Annotated in this window: 1 protein-coding gene; it reads left to right on the plus strand. The window is 46.6% G+C overall.

Annotated features, from left to right (window positions below; all coding sequences use genetic code 11):
• Window positions 1-949 (plus strand): ImmA/IrrE family metallo-endopeptidase (locus MYP_RS24570; RefSeq protein ID WP_052430497.1); only part of this gene is annotated, 949 nt, incomplete at its 5' end.
• Window positions 950-967: the final 18 nt, after the last annotated feature.

The following is a 967-nucleotide window of genomic DNA, read 5'->3' on the forward strand; positions in this document are numbered from 1 at the left end:
TATTGAAGGCCAGAAAGAATTAGACAGTGCGGTAGATTTACTTGCGTCATACATTGACGACTATCAATACTTGGAAAATCTTATGGGGGTTCGCCCCTCTTCTCATTTTGCTCCACCCGTAAATGCGCCATTAGGACCTATAGAACGATTTGCCGAGCACTGCGCTGAATTAGAACGATCGCGCTTGAACCTGGGTTCGCACCAGCCGATTTTTAAATTGAGAAGTGCCCTAGAGGAAAGCGGCTTGCACGTATTCATGGCGAAGCTTGACTCGAAATTGGCTGGAATGTATGTATTTGCACCTAGCTTTGGGTATTGCATTCTGGTAAATCGATCACATAGGCGAGAAAGGCGTCGTTGGACTATTGCGCATGAATATGGGCACTATTTATTTGATCGTGACAAGCCAGGAATTGATCTAATAAAGGCTCCAACCAGGAAATCCGAAAGCGAAAAATTTGCTGACTCGTTCGCTGCCGCTTTGCTCATGCCTGCCACCGGCGTCCAACAGCGGTTTTATGAAGAGTATGAGCGCTGCGGCGACTTTGTGGTCAGTAATTTGTTGAGGATGGCTGAATATTATGGGGTTTCTCTACCGGCTATGGCATTGCGTCTAGAGGCGATGGATCTTATCGGCAAAGGCTCTTGGGAATTCTTGAAACGCTCTGGTGCTAACCTATCTGCGTTAAAAGAGATGGCGGGAATGCAATCTCTAGAGGAAGAGGACTCTGTGGATTTATACCCTGAAAGGTACAAGCTTCTGGCAGTACAAGCGTTTGTCGAGGATAAAATATCAGAAGGACAGCTCGCACGCCTCCTTCGCTGCACGCGCTTGGAAGCGAGAGAAATTGTAGAGGAAACCTCATGCATTTCGGACGAAGGTAATAATTCTTTTGTTCCGGTTTCCCTCTCTCGCTCCCTTCTGAGAAGTAGAGAAAGTGAAATGTAATGCCGAGTCAAATCATTG

The organism is Sporocytophaga myxococcoides (assembly GCF_000775915.1).
GTDB lineage: Bacteria > Bacteroidota > Bacteroidia > Cytophagales > Cytophagaceae > Sporocytophaga > Sporocytophaga myxococcoides_A.